Annotated in this window: 16 protein-coding genes; 7 read left to right on the top strand and 9 right to left on the bottom strand. The window is 71.6% G+C overall.

The features are described 5' to 3' along the window. Positions 1-73 precede the first annotated feature (73 nt). The 4 genes from ABNF97_RS04390 to ABNF97_RS04375 all read right to left on the bottom strand — a co-directional run bounded on the left by ABNF97_RS04390 (position 74) and on the right by ABNF97_RS04375 (position 1,913). Positions 74-556 (bottom strand): molybdenum cofactor synthesis domain-containing protein, encoded by a 483-nt coding sequence (locus ABNF97_RS04390; RefSeq protein ID WP_130461296.1) that lies wholly within the window; start codon positions 554-556, stop codon positions 74-76. Continuing rightward, positions 553-1,044: a cyclic pyranopterin monophosphate synthase MoaC gene (gene moaC / locus ABNF97_RS04385; protein ID WP_130461295.1), complete on the bottom strand. Its 492-nt coding sequence runs from the start codon at positions 1,042-1,044 to the stop codon at positions 553-555. The genes ABNF97_RS04390 and moaC overlap by 4 nt, the downstream gene beginning before the upstream one ends. A gap of 93 nt (positions 1,045-1,137) precedes the next feature. Beyond that, positions 1,138-1,440: a winged helix-turn-helix domain-containing protein gene (locus ABNF97_RS04380; protein WP_349337723.1), complete on the bottom strand. Its 303-nt coding sequence runs from the start codon at positions 1,438-1,440 to the stop codon at positions 1,138-1,140. Continuing rightward, positions 1,437-1,913, bottom strand: coding sequence for a hypothetical protein (locus tag ABNF97_RS04375; RefSeq protein ID WP_130461294.1), 477 nt, complete (start codon positions 1,911-1,913; stop codon positions 1,437-1,439). The genes ABNF97_RS04380 and ABNF97_RS04375 overlap by 4 nt, the downstream gene beginning before the upstream one ends. A 900-nt stretch (positions 1,914-2,813) precedes the next feature. Here ABNF97_RS04375 and ABNF97_RS04370 point away from each other — a divergent pair. The 6 genes from ABNF97_RS04370 to ABNF97_RS04345 all read left to right on the top strand — a co-directional run bounded on the left by ABNF97_RS04370 (position 2,814) and on the right by ABNF97_RS04345 (position 9,208). Beyond that, positions 2,814-5,336 carry a putative bifunctional diguanylate cyclase/phosphodiesterase gene (locus ABNF97_RS04370; RefSeq protein ID WP_349337722.1) on the top strand — a complete coding sequence of 841 codons (2,523 nt, stop codon included), beginning with the start codon at positions 2,814-2,816 and terminating at the stop codon, positions 5,334-5,336. A 112-nt stretch (positions 5,337-5,448) separates the two neighbouring features. Beyond that, complete coding sequence (locus ABNF97_RS04365; protein ID WP_349337847.1) at positions 5,449-6,867, top strand: glycosyltransferase 87 family protein; 1,419 nt, start codon at positions 5,449-5,451, stop codon at positions 6,865-6,867. After that, complete coding sequence (gene crcB / locus ABNF97_RS04360) at positions 6,864-7,355, top strand: fluoride efflux transporter CrcB (protein ID WP_349337721.1); 492 nt, start codon at positions 6,864-6,866, stop codon at positions 7,353-7,355. The genes ABNF97_RS04365 and crcB overlap by 4 nt, the downstream gene beginning before the upstream one ends. Positions 7,356-7,428: 73 nt before the next feature. Beyond that, positions 7,429-7,797 carry a fluoride efflux transporter FluC gene (locus ABNF97_RS04355; RefSeq protein WP_349337720.1) on the top strand — a complete coding sequence of 123 codons (369 nt, stop codon included), beginning with the start codon at positions 7,429-7,431 and terminating at the stop codon, positions 7,795-7,797. A 360-nt stretch (positions 7,798-8,157) separates the two neighbouring features. Next, positions 8,158-8,793 (top strand): phosphoribosyltransferase family protein, encoded by a 636-nt coding sequence (locus tag ABNF97_RS04350; protein ID WP_130461290.1) that lies wholly within the window; start codon positions 8,158-8,160, stop codon positions 8,791-8,793. A 19-nt stretch (positions 8,794-8,812) separates the two neighbouring features. Continuing rightward, positions 8,813-9,208 (top strand): zf-TFIIB domain-containing protein, encoded by a 396-nt coding sequence (locus tag ABNF97_RS04345; protein ID WP_130461289.1) that lies wholly within the window; start codon positions 8,813-8,815, stop codon positions 9,206-9,208. Between the two features lie 336 nt (positions 9,209-9,544). Here ABNF97_RS04345 and dnaB read toward each other — a convergent pair whose 3' ends face one another. Further along, entirely contained in the window at positions 9,545-13,123 is a 3,579-nt protein-coding gene (dnaB, locus tag ABNF97_RS04340; RefSeq protein WP_502930449.1) for a replicative DNA helicase, read from the bottom strand. Positions 13,124-13,743: 620 nt separating this feature from the next. On the opposite strand from dnaB, the gene ABNF97_RS04335 reads away from it, so the two are divergent. Then, positions 13,744-16,383: a hypothetical protein gene (locus tag ABNF97_RS04335; protein ID WP_349337718.1), complete on the top strand. Its 2,640-nt coding sequence runs from the start codon at positions 13,744-13,746 to the stop codon at positions 16,381-16,383. Positions 16,384-16,599: 216 nt separating this feature from the next. Here ABNF97_RS04335 and rplI read toward each other — a convergent pair whose 3' ends face one another. The 4 genes from rplI to rpsF all read right to left on the bottom strand — a co-directional run bounded on the left by rplI (position 16,600) and on the right by rpsF (position 18,252). Next, on the bottom strand, positions 16,600-17,049 hold the full coding sequence (gene rplI, locus ABNF97_RS04330; RefSeq protein ID WP_349337717.1) for a 50S ribosomal protein L9: 450 nt from the start codon (positions 17,047-17,049) through the stop codon (positions 16,600-16,602). 14 nt (positions 17,050-17,063) lie between these two features. After that, positions 17,064-17,303, bottom strand: a complete 240-nt coding sequence (rpsR, locus tag ABNF97_RS04325) for a 30S ribosomal protein S18 (protein WP_007073789.1) — start codon at positions 17,301-17,303, stop codon at positions 17,064-17,066. 44 nt (positions 17,304-17,347) lie between these two features. Then, complete coding sequence (locus ABNF97_RS04320) at positions 17,348-17,887, bottom strand: single-stranded DNA-binding protein (protein WP_130461285.1); 540 nt, start codon at positions 17,885-17,887, stop codon at positions 17,348-17,350. A 74-nt stretch (positions 17,888-17,961) separates the two neighbouring features. Further along, positions 17,962-18,252 (bottom strand): 30S ribosomal protein S6, encoded by a 291-nt coding sequence (rpsF, locus tag ABNF97_RS04315; RefSeq protein WP_101368798.1) that lies wholly within the window; start codon positions 18,250-18,252, stop codon positions 17,962-17,964. Positions 18,253-18,554 lie beyond the last annotated feature (302 nt).

Genomic DNA, 18,554 nt, shown 5'->3' with positions numbered 1-18,554 from the left:
GGGCCCCCTGCCGCGTGCTTCTCACGTTCACCGTCCGAGCCTATCCTCGCGGTACGACCGCCCGCCGACGAGTTCAGTCGGTACGCGGGTGGTCGCCGCCCCGGAGCTGGTCGACGGCGTGCTCCAGGATCGGCCCGAGTACGGCAAGCCCGTCCCGGGCGCCACCGGTGGAGCCGGGCAGGTTCACCACCAGCATCCGGCCGAGTACCCCGGCCAGGCCACGGGAGAGCGCGGCCGTCGGCACCCTGTCCCGGCTGTGCGCCCGGATCGCCTCGGCGATGCCCGGGATCTCGTAGTCGAGCAGTGCCCGGGTGACCTCGGGGGTCCGGTCGGTCGGGTTGATGCCGGTGCCGCCGCTGGTCAGCACCACGTCGACGCCCTCGGCCGCCGCGCGGCGCAACTCGACGCCGACCGGATCGCCGTCGCGCACCACCACCGGCTCGTCGACCAGGCAGCCGAGCTTCGTCAGGCCCTCGACCAGCAGCGGGCCGCTGGTGTCGGCGTAGACGCCGGTCGCCGCGCGGTTGGAGGCGACCACCACCCTCGCCCGGATCACGGCCGGTCCGCCGGTCGGATCCAGTCGCCGGTCTTGCCGCCCTCCTTGCGCAGCACCCGTACCCCCTCGATCGAGGCCGCCGGGTCGACGGCCTTGACCATGTCGACCAGCGCCAGCCCGGCGGTGGCCACCGCGGTCAGCGCCTCCATCTCGACGCCGGTCCGGTCGGCGGTCCGGACCGTCGCGATGATCTCGACCGTGTCGACGCCGGGCTCCAGGTCGACGGTCACCCCGTGCAGGGCGATCGGGTGGCAGAGCGGGATCAGGTCCGGGGTGCGTTTCGCGCCCATGATGCCGGCGAGCCGACCGACGGCCAGGGCATCGCCCTTGGGCAACCCGTCCCGGCGCAGCAACTCGACCACCTCGGCGGTGGTACGCAGCCGGCCGGCGGCGACGGCCCGGCGCACCGAGACCGGTTTGGCGGAGACGTCGACCATCCGGGCCGATCCGCTGGCGTCGACGTGGGTGAGGTGCGCGGACTCGGTCACGTCCGCGAGCCTACCGGCCAGGTCGTCGCAGCACGCCTGTGGCGGGCGGTGACCGCCGCGACGTCGGCCCGGGCTTCGATGCCTCGATACAGCTCAACCGCCCGCGAGGTCCACGATCCGACGCAGCGCCGCGATGTGCCTGCGTAGTGCCGTCCGTCCAGCAGGGGTGAGCGAGAGCCAGGTGCGGGGCCTGCGTCCCACATGTCCCTTGCGAATCGTCAGATAGCCAACGGCTTCGAGCGCGGCCGCCTGCTTCGAGACCACCGAGTCACTCAAGCCGGTGGCGTCGCGGACCGCGCCGAACTCGACTGCCTGCACCCCGGCGAGCACAGCCATCAACGACAGCCGGGTCGTGGTGCTGATGACCGGATCGGGCCTGATCGGATCGCCGCTCACCACTGGCCCCGGCTGACCCGTTGAAGATAGCTACCTCCCCAGCGTTGACCACTCCACTTCATCAGCATGAGTGCGCTAACCACCACGATGCTGCTCACCGTGATGGGCAGCGGAACCGCAAGACTCCGTAGCGTCAGGCCGCTGCCGAGTACGACGCCGCAGGACGTGATCGCGACGATCCAGATCAACACCCATGTACGCCAGCCGCTCTTCATCCGCAGCGGTCGGGCGCGCGCGTTCCGCCGCAGTCGCACCATGCCCACCACGAGTCCGGCGATAACTACGAGAAGTAGCAGCGCATACCAACGCCGAGCTGGCTCCGGGACATCCCACCTCGCCCACAGCAGCACGAAAAACAAGCCGCCTGCCGGCTGCCACCAGCGCGGGAGCAGCACTAGCGCCGCGCCTCGACGTAGCTGCTGGTCAGCCTTGGCAAGTTCTCGTGCAGCCCGCTCCGGGTCCATGCCAACCATCGACCAACTCCCCCTACGGATAATACTTTCCATATGGAAAGCTAGAACGACGGTACGCTTCGCGGACCATCAGAACAAGGCCGTACGGGCCGCTGCTTCGGCGCGCCGAGTGGCAGGACTTCCGGTCGGTCACGACCTGGAACGGTCCAAGCAGCCGGACTTCAATCATCTACTGCCCCAGAACGCCCAAAAGCGACGAGTTGTGCGTGACCCCATGCAGTCTATCGACCCACACACGGCCACATTCATCAGCGTCATTTTGGCCATTGTGCGCGAGACGGAGCAACTCGCCCCCGATGAGGCGAACATCAAGGATGGTAGATGCGCCATCATGAGGGGAAACCCAGGGTCAGCAGATGGACACGAAGCGAGTTCTACCAGGTCAGCCGATGGAGACTGCTGCTTGGTTCGCCGAGACTCGACGCCAATCACATAAGTGCGGTCGCACCAATCAACGACACCGCCAACTGGCGGCGCTGCGTGATCGTATCTTTGCGGTCAGCGAATCAGGCCTTCCCCCAGACCCCTCGGGAGCGGGCATCCGAAGGGAAGCCTGGCAGCCCCGCTTCCTAACGTTGGTACGCACCTGACCTAGCGCTCTCAGTCTCCAGATACGGACAGAGCGTAGCGAATGCTGAGCTAGTTGGCTAATACTGATTATACCGACATTTATTGTCGCTAACCAGCTGTTACTCGTCCTAAGCTTCGCTCATCGATCGGACGCGGCACCCGATAAGGGGCAATCCCCGAATTCCGGGCGTTACGTAGGTCCCGTACGGCGAAGGGAGTGGCGACGATGCGCGGCAGCGAGTGGTACTGAGAGAGATTCGACCAACACACTGACAGCGTTCGGTTGCTACGGTTACCAAGCAGTTCGTCTCGGTGACGTCAGGAACCGATGTGAGTCAGGTGCAGCGACGCGACAACGAGACTGATCAGCGGCTCCTGCCGCTCATCGGTCTCGTCGCTGTTTGCGCAGGCACCGCCACAGCCCTCGCCATCGTGGATGTCATCGCCGACCCGCCCCGGTCGGTCGCTGATCTCGCGACGGTGGCAACGCTGGTCTTCACGGTCGTGATCAGCGCCACCGTGAAGGCTCCCATCCGGATCCGCTCGGCCACCCAAGCCATCACCTGGAACGAGACCGCCATCGTCATCGGTATCGCTGTGGCACCTACCTCATGGATGGTGCTGTGCACCGGGATCGGCCTCGCCGTCGTGGTCCGTCTCCTGCACCTGCCGTTGATCAAGGCAGTCTTCACGATCAGCAAGAACACGCTGATGGCGACCGCCGCCGGCAGCACCTTGACGGTCCTCGGATGGGTCTGGCCACCCGGTGAAGTACAGCGCATGGTCCTACCACTCGCGGCGGCGTTCGCCATCTTGGTCGTTCTCGACGAAGCCATCGCCATTCCGGTTATCGCGCTTGCGAGCCGGACGAAGATCCGCAAACAGTTCAGCGCCAACTGGGACCTCAGACTCATCGGCTTCCTGATGCGATTCGTCGTCGCCGTCTCGACGCTGGTTCTCCTGACGATCGAGACCCGGCTGCTGATCGCCGTGCCGCCGCTGGCGCTCAGCCTGCACCTGGCGTACTCGACTCGGGTGCGTGCCCGGGCCGAGCGGCAGGCCTGGCAGGACCTGGCGCACACCACGGACGCGCTCAACGTGGTGGACATCAACGCTGTGCTGCACACGGCTGTCGCCCAAGCCGCCGTCCTCTTCTCCGCCGACGAGGTCGAGGTGGGGTTGCAGGCCAACGGACGCACCGTGCGGGGCAACAGCGAGGCCGTCACGTACGACGGGCTCACTGCGGCTCCCTCCACTATCAACGGGTCGGTCATCCCGATCGAGATGAAGGGGTACGACGGCAGCGACATCGGGATGCTGCGGTTGCGTTTCCGGGGGCCGGTCAAACTCTCCGAGCGGGAGCAGTACACCCTGCGTACCTTCGCCTCGGCGCTCTGCACCGCGGTCCGCAACGCCACCGCGTACGCCGAGTTGAACCGGGTGGCCGAGGAGCACGCGCACGCCGCCGCGCACGACGCGCTGACCGGCCTGGCCAACCGGCGCCACCTGCTCGACCGGGGTGCCGAGCGGCTCGGCCAGCGCCGTGCCGAGGGGGTCGTCGCGCTGCTGCTGATCGATCTCAACCACTTCAAGGAGGTCAACGACACCCTCGGGCACGCCGCCGGTGACCGGGTGCTGATCCAGGTGGCCGAGCGGCTGCGCGGCGCTGTCCAGGGCGAGGACCTGGTCGCCCGGCTCGGCGGCGACGAGTTCGCGGTGCTCTTCCACGGCCTGCCGGCGCCGGCGGTCGCCGCGCACCGGGCCGAGGCACTGCTCAGCGCGCTGCACGAGCCGATCGAGCTGGACGGGATGCGGATCAGTGTCGAGGCCAGCGGCGGCATCGCGGTCGCACCGAGCAGCGGCGGGATGACCGAACTGCTGCGCCGCGCCGACGTGGCGATGTACCAGGCCAAGCGGTCCGGACGGCGGATCGCCACGTACGCACCGGCCCGGGACACCGCCGACCTCGGCCGGCTCTCGCTCGGCGGCGACCTGCCCCGGGCCGTGGCCGACCACGAGTTCACCGTCAACTTCCAGCCGATCGTCGACCTCGGCAGCGGCGAGGTGGTGGCCGCCGAGGCGCTGGCCCGGTGGCGGCATCCGGCCCGGGGCACCATCGACCCCCTCCGGTTCCTGGAGACGGTGGAACGGTCCGGGCTGCTGCCGGCGTTCGCCGAGGCCGTACTCGACCAGTCGCTGATCGCCGTCAACTCCTGGCGGGAGGCCGGCTTCGACCTGCCGGTGGCGGTCAACGTCTCACCACGCAGCCTGCTGGACGCCCGGTTCCCCGGCGCCGTACTGGCCCGGTTGCGGGCGCACGACCTGCCGCCCGACCGGCTGGTGCTGGAGCTGACCGAGACGCTGACACTCAGCCAGCTCGAGGTGGTCGACCAGGTGCTCGGGCAGCTCCGGGACGCGGGCATCCGGCTCGCCCTGGACGACTTCGGCACCGGCTACTCGTCGCTGTCGGTGCTGTCCCGGATTCCCGTACACGAATTGAAGATCGACCGGGGCTTCGTGACCGCGATGGAAACCTCGGCAGAAGCGGCCGCGGTGATCCGGTCCACGGTCGACCTCGGCCGCAGCCTCAACCTGACCGTGGTCGCCGAGGGCGTGGAGAGCGAACCGCAGCGTCGCGCGCTCTGGGAGCTGGGCTGCGCCGCCGGGCAGGGCCACCTCTTCGCCCGACCGATGCCGGCCGCCCGGCTGCTCGCCGCCCTGCACCAGGGGGCGGGCGGTCGCCCCGGCACGCTCGCCCCGGCACTGCACGACGAGGGCGCCGTGGTCCGGCTCTCCCCCGGCCGCCGCCCCGGCCCCCGCCGCCCCGAACGCCTGCCGCACCTGGGGGCCTAGCTGGCCCAGCGCCTGCCGCAGCCACCGGCGTCACCGCCACGGGTGCCGGCGTCACCGACACGGGTGCCACCGGACGTCTGCCACACTTGCCCGCGTGAGTGCCACGGACGAACTGGACATCTCAGCGGATGATGGCCGCGGCTACTGGCGCCGGGCCGACCGGGCCGCCGGTGGTCTCGCCGCCGACCTGGTGCTCTACCTCCTCTCCACCGGCTTCGCCGCAATCACCGCGGCCACCTCCACCCTGCTGCCGCACCGGGCCTGGGGCAGCATCGCCGCCGCCGGCTACCTGCTCGGCACGCTGGCGGTACTCGGTCAGCTCCTGGTCCGGCGCCACCGGCCCGAGTCCAGGCTGGCCGGCACCGCCGCCCGGGGCGGGCTGACCGTCGCCGTCTGGGCCGCCACCGCACTGCTGCCGCTGGTCCGGCAGGCGGTCGAACGGGTCGGCGGCCGGCTGGACCGGGCCCAGGAGGAGGTGGTGGTGGTCGAGAACTCCGGCACCCGGCTGCTCGACCACGGAACGCCGTACCTGACCCGGGACGCCATCGCCGCACTGCCAGGCGGCGAGCAACTTCTCGGCTACACCCCGTACCAGCCGGGGATGGCGCTCTTCGGACTGCCCCGCGCCGTCGCCGGCACCGCGTGGTGGACGGACGCCCGGATCTGGTTCGCCCTCGCCACCGCCGTCGCGCTCGGTCTGGCCGTGCTGCTGCTCCGCCGCCCGGCGGCGGTCGCCGACGGTACCCGGTCATCATCGCCGGGGCCCGTCCCACCGCCGGCGGGCACGATCGCCGGCGAACCCGCCACGCTGCCGGCGGAGCGGGCCGGTGCCCGGGACGCCGCGCTGGTCCGGGCGGTGCAGCTCGGGACGGTACTGCCGGTCTGCGCGCTGACCCTGGCGACCGGCGGTGACGACCTGCCGGTCCTCGCCCTCTGCCTGCTCGCCCTCGCCTGCGCCGCCCGGGACCGCTACCTCGGCGCCGGGCTCGCGGTCGGGCTGGCCGCGGCCCTGAAACTCTTCGCCTGGCCGGTCGCGCTGGTCCTGCTGGTGCACGCCGTCGTCCGGGGCGGCCCGCGGACCGGGCTGCGGCTGGCTGTCGGGGCGGTCGGCCTGCCGCTCGTCGCGCTCGTCCCGGCCCAGCTCGTCGACTCGGCCGCGCTGGTCGAGAACGTGCTGCGCTTTCCGCTCGGCCACGGCCTGCTCAGCAGCCCGGCCGCGTCGCCGTTCCCCGGGTACCTGATCGCGCAGGCGCTGCCGGCCGGCCGGGTGGTCGCCGCCGCGCTGCTGGTCGCAGCCGGACTGCTGATCGCCGTCCTACTGCTGCGCCGCCCGCCCCGCACGGCCGCCTCGGCCGCGCTCTTCTGCGGGTACGGGCTGCTCGCCGCGATCCTGCTGATGCCGTCGACCCGGTTCGGGTACCTGCTCTATCCGGTCGCCCTGCTCGGCTGGGTCCCCGCGCTCAGGCTCGCCCGCACCCCGCAGGCAAGCCCGGACTCCGGCCGCACACCGGTGCCGACGGCCAACCCGTGAACCCGTCCCACCCCAACGAGCCCCACGAGCCGGACGAACCCGACCAGCCGGCGGCGTCGCCGTACCGGCCCGGCTGGGATGTCGTCGCCGTGGTCGCCCTCGGCGGGGCGCTCGGCTCGGCCGGCCGGTACGGGCTGGCGGTGCTCTGGCCGCACGCCGCGACCGGCGTACCCTGGGCGACCCTGGTCACCAACCTCTCCGGGTGTGCCCTGATCGGCCTGCTGATGCGACTGGTCACCACGGCCGCCACCCCGCACCGGCTGGTCCGGCCGTTCCTCGGTACCGGAATCCTGGGCGGCTTCACCACCTTCTCGACGTACGCGGTGGAGAGCCGGGCGCTTCTCGCCGCCGGCCGTCCCGGGGTCGCCGTCGGCTACCTGCTCGGCACGCTCGCCGGAGCGCTGGCCGCGGTCCGCCTCGGCATCTGGGCGGCGGACCGGGTGCGGTCGTGGCCGGGCAGGCCGTCACGACCGGGCCGGGCATCGTGACCGGGCAGGCCGTCACGACCGGGCAGGCCGTCGCGACCGGGCCGGGCATCGTGACCGGGCGGGCGGGACCGCGATGCTGAGCTGGGCGGTGGTACTGCTCGGCGGTGCCCTCGGGGCGGTCTGCCGGTTCGCGGTCAACTGGCTGGTCGAGCGCGGCTCGCGGCCCGCGCCATGGGCCACGTTCACGGTCAACGTCGCCGGCTCGCTGGTGCTTGGCCTGGTCGCCGGGGCGGGCGGCGCCCTGCCGGGCTGGGTCGGCGCGCTGCTCGGCACCGGGTTCTGTGGTGCCCTGACCACGTACTCGACCTTCGGCTACGAGACCGTGCACCTGCTCGGGGCCGGGCCCGGGGGACGGGGCCGCGCGATACTGAACGTACTGGGGACCCTCACCGTCGGACTCGGCGCCGCCGCCCTCGGCTGGCAGCTCGGCAACCTGCGGTGACCCGCCACCGGCTTCGACGGGTGGGGCCGGCAACGCGGCTTCGGCGCCGAGCCGGGAACTGCCCGAAGGCGGGCCACGCGCTCTCCCGACGGCTTTTCTGGGTGTCTGCCGAGCAGGGTCGGCCAACGGGGCGTAAACCTGAGGCTTGACGCTTCCCGTGGTGGGAAGCCGGGCCGTCTCCGACACTTGCGCCAACACAGCAGGCACAGCAGGCACAGCAGGACACTGCCGCATACAGCCGACACAGACCGACAGTCCCCGCCGACGCAGAGGAGTCGACGCGATGCCGAAAACCCACACCACACCTGACCGCTCCTTCCTCCCCATGGCGAAGGCCAGGGATTTCTCCGGCGGCTCCTGATGAACGCGACCTATCGGGACCGGGCGGAGGCCGGGGCGACACTCGCCGACCTGCTCCGGTCGATCGGCGGCGACCCCGACGTGGTCGTCCTGGGGCTGGTCCGGGGCGGCGTGCCTGTGGCGGCGGCGGTGGCGGATCGACTCGGTGTTCCGCTGGACGTACTGGTGGTCCGGAAACTGGGCCTGCCGGAGGCGCCCGAGGTGGCCTTCGGGGCCGTCGGACCGGGCGGCCTGCGGGTACTCAACGCGGAGATCGCCGACCGGCTGGCCCCGGAGGAGGTGGACGCGGTGGTCCGGGCCGAGACCGCCGAGCTGGAACGGCGGGAGCGGCTCTACCGCAGGGACCGGCCGCCGCTGCGGCTGGACGGCCGGACCGCGGTGATCGTCGACGACGGGTTGGCCACCGGCGCCACCGCGCGGGCGGCCGTGGGGGTGGCCCGGCAACTCGGGGCCCGACGGGTGGTGCTCGCCGTCCCGGTCGGCGCGCCGCAGGCGTACGAGATACTGCTTCGCGCCGCCGACGAGGTGGTCTGCCCGGAGCGCCCGGCCGACTTCAGCGCCGTCAGCCGCTACTACGACGACTTCCACGAGGTACCGGACTCGGAAGTGGTGGCCGCGCTGACGGGAAGTAGGTGATTCGACCGGGTACCGTCGGGTGATGCAGATGACCTGTCCCAAGTGTCGTGGCGACATGCGCCAGTACGAGCGCAGCGGCGTCACGGTTGACCAGTGCACCGAATGCCGTGGCATCTTCCTCGACCGGGGCGAGTTGGAGAAGCTGTTCGAGGCCGAGGCGAACTGGAGTCAGCAGCACTCGCCGACGCCGCAGCAGGCACCCGCCCCGGGGGGCGGATACCCGCCGCCTCCGCCGCCGGCCCCGCACCAGCCCGCCTACGGAGGCCCGAGCCACGTACCGCCGCCGCCACCGCCGCCGCCCGGCCACGGGTACCCGCCGGCACCGGCCCCGGCGTACGGACAGCCGCACTACGGCTATCACGGGCACTACCGGCACAAGAAGCGGAAGGGCTTCCTGAACGACTTCTTCGACTGACCGGCCCCGCCGGCAGGGCGGTTTCGGGCCCCAGCCGCTGGGCGGGTATGGGCCGCAGCCGCTGGGCGGCTCACCGGCTCGGCCGGCTGGTCGGGGTCTTCGCGGATCCCCGCACCGGCAACGAACCTCGCGCGTCGCCTCGACGGGCAGGCCCGCGTTGCCGGTGCGGGGATCTCGCCATTTCGCGGAGCTGGTTGGGGCTGGACGGCGTGACACGTCCCTCGCCACCCTGGTCACCGAGGCGGTGGGCACCATCCCACCCGCGACGGCGGCGGGCCGGTGAGGTGTGCTGCCCACAGAGCACCCTCGGGCCGGGCACCTTTGGGCCGGGCGGGCTCAGACGATGGCCATGTCGACGAACCGGGACAGGTGGAGTTGGGCGGCGACGGTGACGGTGTCCGTCGGTCCGTTGCGGTGCTTGGCGACGATGAAGTCCGCCTCGCCGGCCCGGGGCGATTCCTTGTCGTAGTAGTCGTCGCGGTGCAACAGGATGACGACGTCGGCATCCTGCTCGATCGAGTTGTGTACGGCGATCCCGTTCGCGATGAAGTTGTGTACGCCGAGCACCGTCGCGTCGTACACGTCGCGTTCGCCCAACGGCTCGATGGAACGCACCTCGTCCCAGCAGACGTCGTTGGTGGCGTGCAGCTCAAGGTCCGCAGAGTCCAGCACCTGCGCGACCTCGGCAAGCCGGGCACGGCCCGGCGCCCGCTTCCGCCGCGCGCTCCCGCTGGCCTGGATCTCCAGGGAGGCGGCGAACTCGCGGTGCGACGTGCCGCGCTCGGTCAGCGCGAACTCGTGATGCGTCCCGCCGCGCTCGGTCAGCGCGAACTCGTGATGCGTCCCGCCGCGCTCGGTCAGCACCTCCCGCACCCGACCCCACACCTCGCGGGGCACGGTGTCGACATTGGCATTGTTGACCGTGGACTGGATGGCCGAGATCAGTCGAGCGCAGTCCCTGCCCCGTTCGCCGTACACCCCGATCTCCCGCAGGAACCGGAGCTGATCGTCCCGCCCGGAGATCTCCAGCGTGTACCGGGTCGGGTGCGTCCCGGTCGGAACCGCGCTCAGCCGCGTCGTGATGCCGTACCGGAGCAGCAGGCGGGAGATGTCTTCGAGCAGCCGGCGGCTGGTCGACCCGTAGTGGATCCGCCCGCCCCTGCCCGCCCGGTGCACGGTGACCGAACCGTCCGTCGCCCAGAGGTGCCGCAGGAAGAGTGTGATCTGTTCCTTGGGTAGCGAGAAAACGTCGGATGGTACGACCTTCTCGTGCGCGCGCAGCCCGTACAGCCCCAGGCCGTCCAGCCACTCGGCGATCGGGTTCCGCCGCCCCGGAGCCGGACGGTGGGGGGAGGGAAGACGGAGGGTGCTGACCCGGGCCGCCGTGCAGTCGTCGCGAATCGCGGTGATGCCGAAGTCTTCCGCCGCTGCCGTTACGGCGGCAAGATTCTCCTCGTCCTGGCTGGCGTACCGGACGGGCCGCCGCCGTTCGAAGGATCCGTCACCCAGCAGGTGCGCAAGCATGATCACGCGCGCCTCTCGCCACGGTCGGATGGCCAGCGGCGGGGGAATGTGCCGAGGCGTCGCGACGGGGGCGCCGACCGTGAGTTCCCGCAGGGGAACCCAACCGCCGAACGTCAGGAACGGGTGATTGCCGGTGGCGTCGATCTGCTTGCCCGAGGCGAGAGTCAGCCGGAAGACCTGACGCGTCCCGCTGGGGAACGCGTGCGTGAGAGTCCGGGCGGTATACCTCAACTTCTCGTCCAGGGCCCAGACAGGAATCTCCCGCGCGCCGTGCGCCATCAGCTCGCCGAGCGTGACCTCGGCGTTCGTGTCGGCACGGATGAGCCGGGTCTCGGCCGTCAGACAACCAGATTCGCGCAGGTCGGACAATTGCGGACGTTTGTCGGTACGCTGCTCCGGGCCACGGTTCAGCTGACTGACCGCGATCACCGGGCACTCGACCTCCTTGGCCAGCAGCTTCAACCCTCGGGACAGCTCGGCGACCTCCTGCTGGCGGCTCTCGGTGCGCTTCGGCGAACTCATCAGCTGGAGATAGTCCACCACGATCATCTTGAGGTCGTGCCGCTGCTTGAGCCGGCGGGCCTTGGCCCGGATCTCCATCAGGTTCATGTTGGGGGTGTCGTCGACGAAGAGCGGCGCTTCGCTGATCTCGCCCATCCGGCGGGCCAGCTTGGTCCAGTCGTCGTCGGAGAGTTGCCCGCTACGCAGCACGTGCAACGGCACCCGGGCCTCGGCCGACAGGAGTCGCATCACGATCTCGACCTTGCTCATTTCGAGCGAGAAGATGGCGCTCGCGCAGTTGTGGCGGATCGCGGCGTTCCTGGCGAAGTCCATCGAGGCCGTCGAGTTGTGTGTCGGGATCATCGACCGGCCGGCCAGGTAGAGGTGGTCGGCGTTGTCGACGGTCACGCAGCGCACCGGGACGCTCGGCACCGGGCGTACCGCGACGATGTGCCGCACCCGGGACCCGGTCGTGGTTGCCCGGCGACGGTCGCGGTGCACCTCCCGCTTCCGTTCGAGTCGGAAGATCTCATCCGGCGTGCTGAAGGTCAAGGTGTACGCCGTAGCCGGCCCCGCGCCCCGCACGCGCTCCTCGGTGATGCTGCACCGGTATCCGAGGCTGACCACGAGTTCGTGCACGTCGAGTGCCAGCCGGCGCGACGTCGAGGTGTATTGGAGGTTGCCGGCCGGCGCGACGGTGCCGTCGGTGTCCATCAGCCCGGCGAGCAGAGCACGTCGCTGGGCCTCGGAGGCCCTCAGGTACTCGCCGGGAATGTGCGTGTTGCCCAGAGCTTCGAGATCTCGCAGCCGGCCGACCGGGGATCCGAATCTCCGGTGACCCGCCTCGCCCAGCCAGACCCCGAGAACGTACGGCGGGATCATCAGTTCGCGCTCGGGCAACTCCAGCGGGGCGCAGTTCTCGACGGCGTGGGTCGGCCGGCGGCCGGCGGTCCGCGTACGGAGTGTGTGCATTATCTGTCTGGTTGTCACCACGTCCGGCAGGGTTCGGACAGCCTGCGGAACGATCTGCGCGAACTCGCGACCGACCCGCTCCTGTAGCGTGGCGGAACTCCTACGGCTGGCGCGCGTCGTCGTCTTCCAGAGGTGCTCCGCGTCGGCGACGATCACCGACCCGTCGGAGAACTCCACCTCGTAGCACGGCCGGCCGTGCATCACCTCGAACGCGTGGGTCACCCGGGTGGGCCGACCGTCCGCGCCGAGCAGATAGTCGCCCTCTCGCACCCTGCCCATGGTGGTCCAACCATTGGGCGTGGGTAGGGGGGTGTCCAGGGAGAGCGCCTTTCCCAGACCGGGCCTGCCGGCCACGATCACCAGCTGCCCCGGGTGCAGCCCGTTGAGCAGCCGATCCAGGTCGGTGAAGCCGGTAGGCACGCCGGTCATCACCCCGCCCTGCGCACCGACCGCCTCGATCTCGTCGAGCGTCGGCTGGAGCATGTCGGCGAGCACCGCGAAGTCCTCGCTGACCCGCCTCTCGGTGACGTCGTAGACCGCCTGCTGGGCCAGGTCCACCACGTCATCGACATCCCGCCCGCCGCCGCCGGCCGAGCCGTAGCCGAGCTGCACGATCCGGGTGCCGGCCTCGACCAGGCGGCGCAGCACCGCGCGCTCGCCGACGATCCGCGCGTAGTAGGCGGCGTTGGCGGCCGTCGGCACGCTGGCGATCAGCGTGTGCAGGTAGGGCGCACCGCCGATCCGGGCCAGGTCGCCGGAGTCGGCAAGCGCGGCGGCGACGGTGATGGCGTCGGCCGGCTCGCCGCGACCGTAGAGGTCCAGGATCGCGTCGAAGACGGTCGAGTGCACCGGCCGGTAGAAGTCGGTGGTCCGGAGGATCTCCACGACGTCCGCGATGGCGTCCTTGGAGAGCAGCATCCCGCCGAGCACGCACTGCTCGGCCGCGATGTCCTGCGGTGGGGTCTTGTCGAACTGGCCGTCGCGCGGCGCCGGGACGTCCGACGGCGGCGTCGGCGGTCGCGACTCTCCGCGTGACGGGCGCGACTCCCCTCGTACGTCGTCGGTGATCGACACGGCATCCCCCTCCGCCACACCGGCTGGCTCCCAGCGAACCGCCGAGGTACGACATTTCTCGACTGCCCCGCGACCCGGTCGGCGACGGACCGGACCCGGACCGGCCAGCCGCGTTGACCGGGGGAGATGTCGGCACGGTGGCAGGGTCAGGGGGCAACGATACGGACGTCGAGGTCAGGGACTCAAGCACGACGGTGGACGGAGTTCGGGACAACCTGTGGATGGTTGCCGGCGAGGTGTGCGCGGCCCTGTGCACAGGCTGTGGATACCGACTGGGGAAGGTAGCCTGTAACGGGCCTGACCTGCGCCGACTCGATCCCCACCATGTGGAGGAAAGAAACAGGTCAAATTCGGGCTACCGGGACGGCGTATCATCGGGCGACGGCAATCTTGCGTACGGCTACTCGCGAACGACCTAGCAGACTCCTCTCGATCGACTAAACCAGAAAGGTCACGCCTCGGCTGTGGACCATCGGGATCGGGGGCGGGGTGAGCTCGCCCGACATGAGTGGCAGGACGGCGGCGGCCGGAGCGACCCGGCGACGGCCTGGCCGGAGGACCCCTACTCGCGTCCCGACGTCGCCTATCGCACGCCGAGCCGGCGGCGAGCCCGGTACCGTGGCGCGCCGGACCCGGTCGACAGCTACACACCGTCCTGGGCCCGGGAGTCCATTGAGCCGCCCCAGCCCCGCTCCTCCCGGGCGTACGCCGACACCCCTGAGTGGACCTCGGAGTCCGAGCCGGATCGCGGCGACGCGGGCCGACACCATCACACCGGCCCGGCGGCCGAGCCGGCGACGGAGGGCGGCCGACGGTCCGGGCGTCGACGGGTCGCCCCGGAGGTGAGCTGGGACAGCAGCGGCGAATACTGGCGGGGTCCGAGCGGTCCGGCTGCGGAGACACCTGGCGGCGAAAGCACCGGAGACCGCTGGCACGATGGTGCCGGTCTGCGCGATGGAACGGGTTGGCGCGACGGTGCCGGTCTGCGCGACGGTGCGGAATGGCGCGACGGTGCCGGTCGGCGCGGTGCCTCGACCGAGCACACGCGGAGCGAGATCACCGACACCGGGGTGCCCGGCCGGCGCGGCAGGCGTCGCGCCGGGGCCGGCTGGCCCGGGGGCGAGGTCGACGACCTGGCCGCCGCCGCGCCAACCAGCGGTTGGGTCGAGGCTGCCCCCACCAGCGGGTGGGTCGGCGGACCCCCAGCCAGCGGCGCGGCACCGACCAGCGGCGCGGCACCGACCAGCGGCGGATGGATCGCCGACGCGCCCACCTCCGGCGGATGGGCCGCCGCGGCGCCCACCACCGGTGCCGGCGCGCACAGCGGACCGCTCGGCGACCGCCCCACGACATCCGGCCGGGGCCGACGACGCCGGGCCGAACCGGACGACGACCCGACCGGCGTACCCACCTCCGGCTGGGGTACCGGAGCCGCCGATCCGCCGTCGAGCGGTCGCCGCGGCCGGGCCGACACCCCACCCGGCTGGCGGGAGCCGGCCGACGATCCCACGCCCGGCCAGCGGAGCCGGGCCGACGATCCCACGCTGAGCCGATGGGGTCCGGCCGACGAGCGGGAGCCCAGCCGATGGGGCCGGCCCGACGATCCAGCGCCCAGCCGATGGGGTCCGGCCGACGAGCGGGAGCCCGACCCGGCGTACGGCTCGGCGCAGCCCGCGCCTGGGCGTCGACGCCGTGCCGCGCCGGCCGCCGGATGGGAGCCCGACGATCCGAGCCGACCGCCACCCGCCGGACGGCGTTCCCGGCACCGCGCCGAGGAGCCGACCGAGGTGGCGGAGCGGCCGGACACCGCCACCGTTGTCGAGCCGGGCTCGGAGGCCGAACAGGCGAGAGCGACCGCTCGCTGGGTGCGGTCACCCGGCGAAGGCGATTCGGGCGCCGGGACCGGCCGCCGGACGCGGAGCGGCGATCCGCCGCGGGGTCCGGCCGGTCCCGTTGCCCGCGAACGGCGACGCGCCCCGGACGCCGAGCCCGTCCGCCGGCACCGGGACGATGCCGGACCGGTACACCGGGGCGCTGACGAGCGGGGTGCCCCGGGCCGACACGCCGGTGCCCGGCCCGAATGGCGCGGGGAGGCCGCGGGCGAGGGCCGGCGTACCGACGCCGGAGCCGGCACGGGCTGGCGTACCGACGCCGGACCGTGGGACCGGCTCACCGACACCGGTATGTTGGACCCGGTCACCGACTCCGAGTCGCCGAGGGCTGCCGTCGCCGGCCGCCGCCGGGACCGGAGCGCCGATGCAGGCCGGTGGGACGGGTTCACCGACACCGGCCAGTGGGACCGGTTCACCGACACCAGCGAGTGGCGGCACGGAGAACTCGCCGGGCTGGCCAGGGATGCCGGTGGTGGACGCGACATCCCTACCGACGGCGATTCCCGGCACGCGGCCGGTACCGAGCCGACCGGCGGTGACGGGTTCTGGTCCGGCACCCGGCTGGCCGGCGACGACCCACGCTGGATGGGCATCCCGGACTCGGCTCCGCGCTCTCCGGCGGTGGCGTACCCGCCCTCGGCCCGGCCGGTGTCGCCGGCGCGTCGGGCGAGCGAGCCCACCACGCCGGTCCGGCGACCGGCGCCGGGTCGTGGCCGTGCCGGTACGGTGGGTTCGGCCCGGGGTGTCGGCGGAACGGGTACGAGTCGTCGGCGCGCGCCGAGCGGCAGCCTGGTCCCCTCGGCGACCCGGACCGGCCGCCCCAGCCCACTGAGTCGACGCCTCGAAGACGATCTGCTCGATCCGCGCCCCAGCGGTCCACTGACCGCCGTTCTCTACACCGTCGCGTGGTACGCGGTCGCCGTACTGGCCGTCTTCGTCTGGGTACTCACGCTCGACGGGAGTGTGCCGGTGGACTGCGTACCCGGAGCCTCCGGCGCCTGCGAGTCGGAGCGCGGCCAGGCCATCGCCGCCCTGCTGGCCGGGGTGCCCCGGTTCCTCGCCGCGCTGGCCACCGGTCTGGTGGTCGCGGCCCTGATGCGCTGGTTCAACCGCACCTGGCGGGCGGTGACCGTCGGGCTCGCGGCCGCGGTCGTCGGCGGAGGGCTGTCGACCGTCTTCTTCAGCGCCATCAGCGGTGAACCGATCGGCTGACGCGGTCCGCCGACCGCCACTGCAAGCCGGGACCGCCGGGCGTGCCCGGGATCCCGGCTGCCCGCCCACCGCCCCCGGACGCTGGCCCGGCTGACGGAGGGACTGCCCTACCCGTCGCCGAAGACCGGAAAGACGACTCTCGAAGACCGGAAAGACGACTCCGGGGTGCCGCCCGATCGGACGGCACCCCGGAACTGCTGTCTGTCGCCGGGCCGGCTACTTGCCCGGTACGACCTTCAGGTCGAACCGAGCGGTGACCTCCGGGTGCAGCTTGACCCGCACCTGGTGGCTGCCGACCGACTTGATGGCGCCGGGCAACTCCAGCCGACGCCGGTCGAGGGACGGCCCGCCGGCCGCCTTCACCGCGTCCACCACGTCGCCCGGGGTCACCGAGCCGAAGAGCCGCCCGCCGGTGCCGGCGCGCGCGGTCAGGTTGACCTTGAGACCCTCAAGTTGGGCCTTCACCTCGTTGGCGTGACCGAGGTCCCGGATCTCCCGGGCCGCGCGGGCCCGCTGGATGACCGTGACCTGCTTCTCCGCGCCCTTCGTCCAGGCGATCGCGAAGCCCTGCGGCAGCAGGTAGTTGCGGCCGTAACCGTCCTTGACCTCGACGATGTCGCCGGGGCCACCGAGGCCCGACACCTCCTGGGTCAGGATGATCTTCATGTCGGTGCCTCCCCTCAGCGCGCCGTGGCCGTGTACGGCAGAAGCGCCATCTCACGCGCGTTCTTGACCGCACGGGCAATCTGCCGCTGCTGCTGGGAGGTGACCCCGGTCACCCGCCGAGCGCGGATCTTGCCGCGGTCGGAGATGAATTTGCGCAGCAGCGCGGTGTCCTTGTAGTCGATGTAGGTGATCCCGTCCTTGTCGAGCGGGTTCACCTTCTTCTTCGGCTTGCGCAGTGCCGCAGCCTTTGCCATTGCTCTTGCTCCTGGTTTGCGATCCCGAGTGCTCCGCACGCGGGTCAGAACGGGGGCTCGTCGTCGAAGTTTCCGCCGCCCGAACCGGACGAACGCGAGGAGGCCGGAGCCGCCGTGGCCCACGGGTCGTCGAAGTTGCCTCCGCCGCCCTGGCCACCGCCCCCACCACCGCCGGAGGCGCCGAACCCGCCGCCGCCGGAGCGCGACATCTTCTGCACCTTCGCCGTGGCGTACCGCAGCGACGGGCCGATCTCGTCGACCTCCAGCTCGATGACGGTGCGCTTCTCACCCTCACGAGTCTCGTAGGACCGCTGCCGCAGCCGGCCCGACACGATCACGCGGGTGCCGCGCTGCAACGACTCGGCGACGTGCTCGGCGGCCTGCCGCCAGACGGTGCACGAGAGGAAGAGCGGCTCGCCGTCCTTCCACTCGTTCGTCGTCCGGTCCATGAACCGGGGCGTCGAGGCGACCCGGAACTTGGCGACCGCGGCGCCGGACGGGGTGAAACGCAACTCGGGGTCGTCGGTCAGGTTGCCGATGACCGTGATGGTGGTATCTCCTGCCATGACCATCTCCTCGCGCACTCATCAGTCCCTGAAAGGCTGCCAGAGCAGTACGACAGGACGGATGAGGCTGATCCGGGCGTGCCGGAAACGCGTCAGCGCGTCTCCGGCCGGATGACCTTGGTGCGCAGCACGGACTCGTTGAGTCGGAGCTGCCGGTCCAGCTCGGCCACCGCCGCAGGCGTCGCCTGCAGGTCGATGACGGCGTAGATTCCCTCGGCCTTTTTGTCGATCTCGAACGCGAGGCGCCGGCGGCCCCACACGTCGAGCTTCTCCACCGAGCCACCCGCGGTCCGGATCACGTTGAGGTACGTGTCGAGCGACGGGGCGACGGTGCGCTCCTCGAGGCTTGGATCGAGGATGACCATAATCTCGTAATGACGCAAGACGTGCTCACCTCCTCTGGGCTAGCGGCCACGGTCCTTCCGTGGCAGGAGGTCATGCGTCGTTGCCCGTACGGTCTCGGGAGGGATCCCGGCACGCCACGGACAACCTGAGCAGAATACCCGGTGCACCGGCAGAGGACGTCGGCGGACCCGGCGAGCCGGGCTGCCCCGGCGAGCCTGGCCGGTCCGGCGATGACCGGCGACGCCGCCGGACGCCGACCGACGACAGGAGCCTCCTCCGGTCGCGGTGACCGGAGGAGGCTGCTGAACGCAGAGCCGCGGGGCGCATCCCGTCCGCATTC

This window comes from Plantactinospora sp. B6F1 (genome assembly GCF_040120695.1).
Taxonomy (GTDB): Bacteria; Actinomycetota; Actinomycetes; order Mycobacteriales; family Micromonosporaceae; genus Plantactinospora.
This window is presented reverse-complemented; position numbering and strand designations above follow the sequence as displayed.

Bases quoted from the DNA above. Each gene is read 5' to 3' on its own strand.
- ABNF97_RS04355 (WP_349337720.1), top strand. From the start codon at position 7,429: ATGCTGAGCTGGGCGGTGGTACTGCTCGGCGGTGCCCTCGGGGCGGTC.
- ABNF97_RS04375 (WP_130461294.1), bottom strand. From the start codon at position 1,913: ATGGTTGGCATGGACCCGGAGCGGGCTGCACGAGAACTTGCCAAGGCT.
- rpsR (WP_007073789.1), bottom strand. From the start codon at position 17,303: ATGGCAAAGGCTGCGGCACTGCGCAAGCCGAAGAAGAAGGTGAACCCG.
- ABNF97_RS04350 (WP_130461290.1), top strand. From the start codon at position 8,158: ATGAACGCGACCTATCGGGACCGGGCGGAGGCCGGGGCGACACTCGCC.
- dnaB (WP_502930449.1), bottom strand. From the start codon at position 13,123: ATGCTGCTCTCCAAGGACGCCATCGCGGACGTCGTGGAGATCCTCCGG.
- rplI (WP_349337717.1), bottom strand. From the start codon at position 17,049: ATGAAGATCATCCTGACCCAGGAGGTGTCGGGCCTCGGTGGCCCCGGC.